This window comes from Lentimicrobiaceae bacterium (assembly GCA_028697555.1).
GTDB lineage: Bacteria > Bacteroidota > Bacteroidia > Bacteroidales > UBA4417 > UBA4417.
Genome location: JAQVEX010000035.1, coordinates 20,232 through 28,082, shown reverse-complemented (window position 1 = coordinate 28,082; position 7,851 = coordinate 20,232). Strand labels below are relative to the sequence as shown.

General features: G+C 35.4%; 6 protein-coding genes. 2 read left to right on the top strand and 4 right to left on the bottom strand.

Going from position 1 to position 7,851, the window contains the following annotated elements; genetic code table 11:
- From PHP31_06785 to PHP31_06770, 4 genes are all read right to left on the bottom strand, one after another.
- On the bottom strand, window positions 1-300 hold a 300-nt coding region (locus PHP31_06785), incomplete at its 3' end, for a hypothetical protein (protein ID MDD3738983.1).
- Between the two features lie 26 nt (window positions 301-326).
- Window positions 327-2,198 carry a membrane protein insertase YidC gene (gene yidC / locus PHP31_06780; GenBank protein MDD3738982.1) on the bottom strand — a complete coding sequence of 624 codons (1,872 nt, stop codon included), beginning with the start codon at window positions 2,196-2,198 and terminating at the stop codon, window positions 327-329.
- A 22-nt stretch (window positions 2,199-2,220) separates the two neighbouring features.
- Window positions 2,221-3,855: a CTP synthase gene (locus PHP31_06775; GenBank protein MDD3738981.1), complete on the bottom strand. Its 1,635-nt coding sequence runs from the start codon at window positions 3,853-3,855 to the stop codon at window positions 2,221-2,223.
- Window positions 3,856-3,941: 86 nt separating this feature from the next.
- A complete protein-coding gene (locus PHP31_06770; GenBank protein MDD3738980.1) occupies window positions 3,942-4,466 on the bottom strand; it encodes a DUF5063 domain-containing protein in 525 nt (174 codons plus the stop codon).
- Window positions 4,467-4,669: 203 nt separating this feature from the next.
- Between PHP31_06770 and feoB the strand changes: the two genes are divergently transcribed.
- Complete coding sequence (gene feoB / locus PHP31_06765; GenBank protein ID MDD3738979.1) at window positions 4,670-7,171, top strand: ferrous iron transport protein B; 2,502 nt, start codon at window positions 4,670-4,672, stop codon at window positions 7,169-7,171.
- Window positions 7,172-7,846, top strand: coding sequence for a M50 family metallopeptidase (locus PHP31_06760; protein ID MDD3738978.1), 675 nt, complete (start codon window positions 7,172-7,174; stop codon window positions 7,844-7,846).
- Window positions 7,847-7,851 lie beyond the last annotated feature (5 nt).

Below are 7,851 nucleotides of genomic sequence, written 5' to 3'. Positions count from 1 at the left end.
TCCTTGAGTAGGATTTCTGTAAAGTTTATCGTATAGCTTGTACTTGTCGATATTAACCCTATAATTAAGGTGAGTGCCAAAATTGTATTTATTGTAAAATTTGGGATGTTCGTGGTCGAAGAAGTAATCCATCAAATGGGCTCCTTCTACGTGAAAAGAAAATTTAGAATCAACTTTATTTATCTCATTGTTCAGGTCTTGCGAATACGCTTTTTTTGCAGTATTAAAACATAATAGCAATAGCACACACAGATGTACAGTTACAAAAAGTTTGTTATTAAATGTACACGACCTGGGCATACAAACCTGTTTATAAAAAGAGTGTTTTATCTTTTCGATTTTTGTTGCATTTTCATAGCTTCGTCCAATCTTTTTTGGAACGATGAGCGTTTTACAGGTTTCTTTTTATTTTCTTGTAGTTGTCTGTGAAGTTTATCATCGTCAACTAGTTTGTAGAAAATAAACATTTGTAAGAACGAGAACAAGTTTGTAAGTAAGTAGTAATAGCTCAATCCTGATGAGAAATTATTGAATAAGCCTAAGAACATAATAGGCATTAAATACATCATCATTTTCATGCCTGGAAGCTGCTGACTTGAAGTCCCCATCATTTTGTTATTCAAATAAGTATAAATAACGGTAGAAATAGTCATGAGCAAAGTGAACAAGCTGACGTGGTCGCCGTAGAAAGGTATGTTAAACGGCAAATCGAGTATAGAGTCGTACGACGATAAGTCGGTTGCCCACAAAAAAGGTTGCTGTCTGAGCTCAAACGAAGATGGGAAAAATCTGAAAAGAGCTATAAGAATAGGGAATTGCAGTAGCATAGGAACACAACCTGACATGGGATTTACCCCAGCTTTCTTATACAAGTCCATTGTGGCTTGCTGCTTTTTCATAGCATCTTCTTGTTTCGGAAACTTTTTATTAATTTCTTCAATTTCGGGTCTCAGTACTCTCTGTTTTGCTTGCGACATGTAAGTTTTGTAAGCAATAGGTAGTAGTAGTATTTTGATGAAAATTGTAAGAATTAAAATAATAATCCCATAGCTAAGGTTAAAAGATTCTAACCAGTTAAAAATAAGCAAAACAGGACCTCTGTTAATCCATTGCATCAAAAAGAAACCCCAACCTAAAGGTATTTGCCTTTCAAGGTTAAGTTTTTCGCCACGCATTACTTTGTATTTTGTAGGAGCGAAAAACCATCGCATATTGTATTCCTGATTGTTGGCATTATCGAGCGAAAACAATAAATGCGTTTGCATTTTTTTAAGTTCTCTTTTGGTATTATCGGCATTTTTAACGCCAACTTCTGCGCCTGTAAAAGTATTGTCGGCTATTAAGTGGCACGAAAAAAACTGCTGTTTGTACGAAATCCATTTTATTTCTCCCGAAGTGCGATAGCTGTCTTCTTTTCTAGTAGGTTTTAAGTTGTCAACTTCGTTGGCTGAATTCATGTAGTACACAGTAGTTTGAGCCAACTCGTTTTTTAAGTTTTTTTCTTGTTGTAGTAGAGTGGTTTTCCATTTTAATGGAATGTCAATCATGTTTCGAGCAAAATATTTCTGCATATTGACGAATTTAATATCAAAATCGACATTATATCCGTCTGCCTCCATAGAGTATATGTACTCTATATAGCTATCTGTTGAATTTTCTTTTTCGGGATAGTATCTCAATGAAAACCTAGCACTGTCTTGACCTGAAACACAAATAGAGTCTTCTTCGTGTAAAGGCTCAAAAAGCAAATCGTTAGTATTAACAATTCTTAAATCGGCGGTACTAATATCAAAGCCGAATTCATTTTCGTTGCCTTCAAACAGGATAAGTGGCAGTGAGTCGTAGGTTACAAATGGCTTGAGTTGAGCCGACCATATGCGTCCGCCCTTTGCCGATATTTTTAGTTTTACCTTTTCGTTTTCAAATGTGTATAACTTTTCGCTTTCAGCATCGCTAAGGGCAAATGGTCTTGCAATTGAGTCTGTTGTGGCTTGAATTTTACTTAAAGAATCCTCTATTGCACGTGCTTCTTCTAGTAGAATAGCATTAGCAACGGAGTCGGCTATTTGTACTCTTCTAATCGAATCGGCTCTTTGCTGTAATGCAATTCTTTCTTCCTTTGTCGGAGCCATCCATAGGCTATAGCCTATTAGTACAGCTACAAGTAGTACAATGCCTATTATGTTTGTTTTGCTCATAATTTAGTTAAGTGAAATATTTTTATTTTTTAATTTTATTATTGTTGTTCTTTTTTTTGTACGAAATAGTGGCTTTAACAAATTTAACAAATAATGGGTGTGGATTTTCTACTGTACTTTTGTATTCGGGGTGAAATTGTACTGCAACAAACCAAGGGTGGTTTTTTATTTCAATAATTTCAACTAAACCGCTGTCAGGATTTGTACCTGAAATAACGGCACCGGCTTTTTCAAATTGTTTAAGGTACTTGCTGTTAAACTCGTAGCGATGTCTTTGTCGTTCTTCAATAGTTTCTTTTTTGTATACATTCCACGCAATAGTATCGGGCTTAATAGTACACTCATATTTTCCAAGTCGCATAGTTCCACCCTTTTTGTCGGCTTTTTTCTGATCGTCCATTATTTTAACAATCGGGTTTGCTGTATCCGGATCAATTTCGTAGCTATTAGCGTCTTCGATGTTTAATACATTTCGTGCAAATTCTACTGCTGCAGCGTGCATTCCAAAGCAAATACCCAAAAACGGTATATTGTTTTCTCTCGAATATTTTACTGCCGAAATCTTGCCTTCAAAGCCCCTTTGTCCGAAGCCTGGTGCTACTAATATGCCGTCAAGTCCTTTAAGCATCTTGGCTGCGTTTTTGTCGTTAAGAAACTCCGACTGGATTAGTTTTAGTTTAACCGAATATCTGTTTTGAGCACTTGCATGAACAAAGGCTTCGGATATAGATTTGTACGCATCGGGAAGCTCTACATATTTTCCTACAAGTCCAATGTTTACTTCGCCTATCGGATTTTTCAGTTTATCCAAAAAGTGTATTAGTTTGTTCAAGTTAGGAGCACGTTTGGCTTTTAGTTGCATTTTTTCAATAACAACCTGATCTAAGCCTTCTTTGTGCATAAGCAACGGAACTTCGTATATGTTGCTAACATCAAGCGATTGTACAACTGCTCTGGGACTGATATTGCAAAACAAAGCAATTTTATCCCTAATGTTTTTGTTTAAATATTTTTCGGTGCGGCAAACTATAATGTCGGGCTGTACTCCGTACGATAGCAACTGTTTTACCGAGTGTTGCGTAGGTTTGGTTTTCAACTCTCCGGCAGCCGATAGGTAAGGTACAAGCGTTAAATGAATATCAATACACAGGTTTCCGAGCTCCCATTTCATTTGTCGCATAGCTTCAATGTACGGTAGAGCTTCAATGTCGCCGACAGTACCACCAATTTCAGTAATAACAACGTCGTATTTGCCGCTGTTTCCCAATATTTTTATTCTTTCTTTAATCTCGTCGGTGATGTGGGGTATAACCTGAACTGTCTCGCCAAGGTAATCGCCTCTGCGTTCCTTTTCAATTACGCTCAAATAAATTTTACCTGTTGTTACGTTGTTAGCCTGACTTGTGCTGACGTTGGTAAATCTTTCGTAGTGCCCTAAATCCAAATCAGTTTCGGCACCGTCGTCGGTAACGTAGCATTCGCCGTGCTCATATGGGTTAAGAGTGCCCGGGTCTATGTTTATATAAGGGTCTAACTTCTGAATGGTAACTCTTAACCCCCTTTCAATGAGGAGCATTGCCAATGACGAACTAATTATCCCTTTTCCTAACGAAGAAGTTACACCTCCGGTAGTAAAAATATATCTTGTGCCTTTCATGTTATGAAATTTTGTAGTCGATTAAAAACTGCAAAGGTACAATTCTTTATTCATCTACGAGATAATTTTAACATTTTGTAGATAATCTAAATGTAATTATTTTCAGATGTTTTGTAAAGTTTATCATGTAAAGCAGGCATAAGCAGACAAATTCTATTGCCCCAATGGTTTGTGAATAATGTTTTGCAATCGGCAATTGCATTGTTTTTTTGATAAACTAATCCTTCTGAAAATTGAATGGTAAAGTCTTTCAAATCCTGATAAATATCGGCTATATTTTCGGCTATACTTGATTTGGTTTCGGTTAAGTCGGTATTATAATCGTAAAAAGCGTAAAATATATCATCGTCGGATAATTTGTTTTTTAATGTTTCGAATACGTTTTCCCAAATTTCTTCGGTAACAAATCTTTCGCTCGGAAAATTTTCGTCGTAATAAACTTTTTTTAGTAGCGAACCTTTTATATATAGCAATGGCAATATTCGCGAGTAGAATAGGAAAATATTTTTGTTTTCGTATTCAGAAATGTTTTCGGTAAAAATGCAAAACTCATTTGCTACAGCGTACATTTCTAATGCTTCTTTTGTTTCGTAGGCTTCAGTTGTAGTCATTGTGCTTTTCTGATAATAGTGATTAATTCTACAAAAGTAGATAATTATTTAAAAAAAACGTTTCTATTGTATGTTGTTGCTTTTCAGTCAAATGTAGTTTAACTTTAAATTATTGTTTAATTTATATTAATAAAAACCCCTTTGTTATCAAATTCTGTATTACATTTGCACTAAATTTATTTAATCTAAATAAGGATAAATTCATGCTGTTAACAAATCTAAAACAGGGAGAAGTAGGCGTTATTACGAGAGTAAAGGGTATTGGAGCGTTCAGAAAACGCATAATGGAGATGGGTTTTATTGTTGGCAAACCTGTTAAGGTAATAAGAAAAGCTCCGCTAAAAGACCCTGTTGAATACTGTATTTTAGGTTATAATGTTAGTATAAGGAATAGTGAAGCGGAACTGATAGAAGTTGAGAAAATAAGTGACGACAGCATAGATGAAATATGTAGCAAATGTGATAAAGCCGAAGCTGAGGCTGTTATAGGCGATTTTAACAACAAGCATAAAGCGCAATACAACAAATTGTATTTGTCTTTTGTAGGCAATCCGAATTCGGGAAAAACTACTCTTTTTAATAAGATTGGTAGAGCTAACGAAAGAGTAGGCAACTACGCAGGAGTTACGGTTGCAGCAAAAGAGTTGAACATAACTAAAAACGGAATAGATTACAAAATTACTGATTTACCCGGCACGTATTCGCTTACTGCTTATTCGCCCGAAGAGCTTTTTGTTAGAGATTACATACTAAAAAACTTGCCCGATGTAGTTGTTAATGTTGTAGATGCAACAAATTTGGAACGTAGTTTATACCTTACCACTCAGCTTATTGATATGGATATTAAGGTAGTATTGGCTCTCAATATGTACGACGAGTTTGAGCAAAGCGGAAATACATTAGACTACGAATATTTAGGCAAATTGATAGGAATACCTATTGTGCCAACAGTTGCTACAAGGGGTAGAGGTATTCATAATTTACTTAAAAAAGCTGCCGACGTTGCTCACGATAAAGACAAAACTGTAAGGCATATACATATTAATTACGGCGAAACTATCGAAAAAGCTATAAGTGAAATCAGAGCCGAACTAAAAAAAGCCGATGATGTTGCTATTTTTAACAGAGTATCGGAGAGATTTTTTGCAATTAAATTAATTGAAAAAGATCCGGAAGTGGTAAAATTGGCGCAGGATTTATCAAACTTTCAAAGTATTGATAATGTTGTAAAACGAAATATCAAAACTATTGAAAAACAATATGGCGACACTGCCGAAAACATTTTTACCGATGCCAAATATGCCTTTATTTCGGGGGCTCTGAAGGAGACTCTAAAACGTAAAAAGAAATTAAACGCAAATCAGAGCGACAAAATAGATAATATTCTGACCAATAAATATTTAGGCATCCCTATTTTCTTGTTTTTCATGTGGCTGACTTTCTTCACAACTTTCAAGATAGGAGCATATCCTCAAAGTTGGATAGAAAGTTTTGTAATCTGGCTTTCTGGTATTTTTATTAAAAATTTTCCCGATACACTCGTCAATCATCTTATAGTTGATGGAATATTGGCAGGAGTAGGTGGGGTGTTGGCTTTTCTGCCAAATATATTAATACTGTACTTTTTCATTTCACTTATGGAAGACACAGGTTATATGGCAAGAGCAGTGTTTATAATGGACAAGTTTATGCACAAAATCGGGTTGCACGGAAAATCATTTATTCCATTGCTAATGGGATTTGGATGCAATGTACCGGCAATTATGAGTACCAGAATTATTGAAAGCAAACGCGACCGACTTATAACTATGCTGATAAACCCTTTTATGTCGTGTAGTGCAAGGCTACCGGTTTACGTACTTTTTATTACTGCATTTTTTAATAAATATCAAGGTACTATTTTGTTTTCCATATATATATCCGGCATATTAATAGCGGTTTTAACAGCATTGTTGTTGCAAAAAACTTTGTTCAAAAAAATAGATATACCTTTTGTTATGGAGCTTCCGCCGTACCGAATGCCTACGGTTAGAAATACGGTTTTTCAGATGATTAATCGTACAAATATGTACTTGAAAAAGATAGGCGGAATAATACTAATTGCTTCAGTAATTATTTGGGTGCTGAATTATTTCCCGCGAAATTTTGAAGGAGCAAAAGAATATGAAGCCAAAATTGCAAAACTTGAGACCACAATTTCTGAATTGTCGAGTCAAGAAAGTCAAAATAGTGCAAAATTAGCTGCCGTGCAGGATTCAATACGGATTATTTCGGCAGAAAAAAAATACAAACAGCAAGAAAATTCATATATAGGACGTGTGGGTCATTTTATTGAACCTGCAATGAAACCTTTAGGTTTCGATTGGAAAATGAGTGTTGCGGTGCTGACAGGCGTTGCAGCTAAGGAAGTTGTAGTTGGTACGCTCGGAGTTTTGTACCATTCGCCTGAAGCCGAAAGTGCTACTTTGGTTGATAATTTGAAACGACAATACGAAATAAATGAAGATTTCACCGGCAAATCTCCACGCTTGGTAGCAATAAGTTTTATGATATTTATATTGATATATTTCCCGTGTGTGGGCGTTATTGCTGCAATAAGTAGGGAGTCGGGGAGCTGGAAATGGGCATTATTTGTTGTTTTATATTCAACAGGTTTGGCGTATGTTGTATCTTTGCTGATATATCAAACAGGCAGCATTTTTTAAATGGAAATAATAAGTAATTACAACCTAATATTCTATATACTTTTGCTCTTAGCTATTTTGCTTGGCAGAATTCCCGTGTTTGGCAAATTTTTCAAAGGTGTAGAAACAATGGTGCACGAGTTTGGGCATTTTTTTATGGCTCTGCTTACAAAAGGCGAAGTTGTTGCTGTTAACTTGTTTTCCGACAATTCGGGCAATACAATATCGAAAACGAAAAATAAATTTTCGGGATTTTTGGTTTCAATTTCCGGGTACATCACGGCTTCGGCTTTTGCGCTACTTATGTACTATTGTATAAGTAAGCAAAATTATATTTTTCCGTTAGTTATTCTGACTTCAATTTCCTTGATACTATTGGCTCTGAGCATCAGAAATTATTATGGTGTGTTTTGGGCTATAGTTTTTTCGTTGATAAATGTTTTTGTGCTGGTGTACAAAAATCAAGATGTAATACATTTAACCGTATGCTTTTATGCACATATAATTTTTGTAGAGTCAATAATTTCGTGCATAAATCTTTTAAGATTATCAATAAAGAACAGCAAAAAAGCAGGCGACGCAAGCGTATTACAAAAACTAACCAAGTTGCCGGCAGTTTTTTGGGCATCTGTTTTTTTAATAATATCGTTAGCTACGGCTGTGGTATCGGTATTGTATTTTTTTCCAAAAGTGTAAGGCTG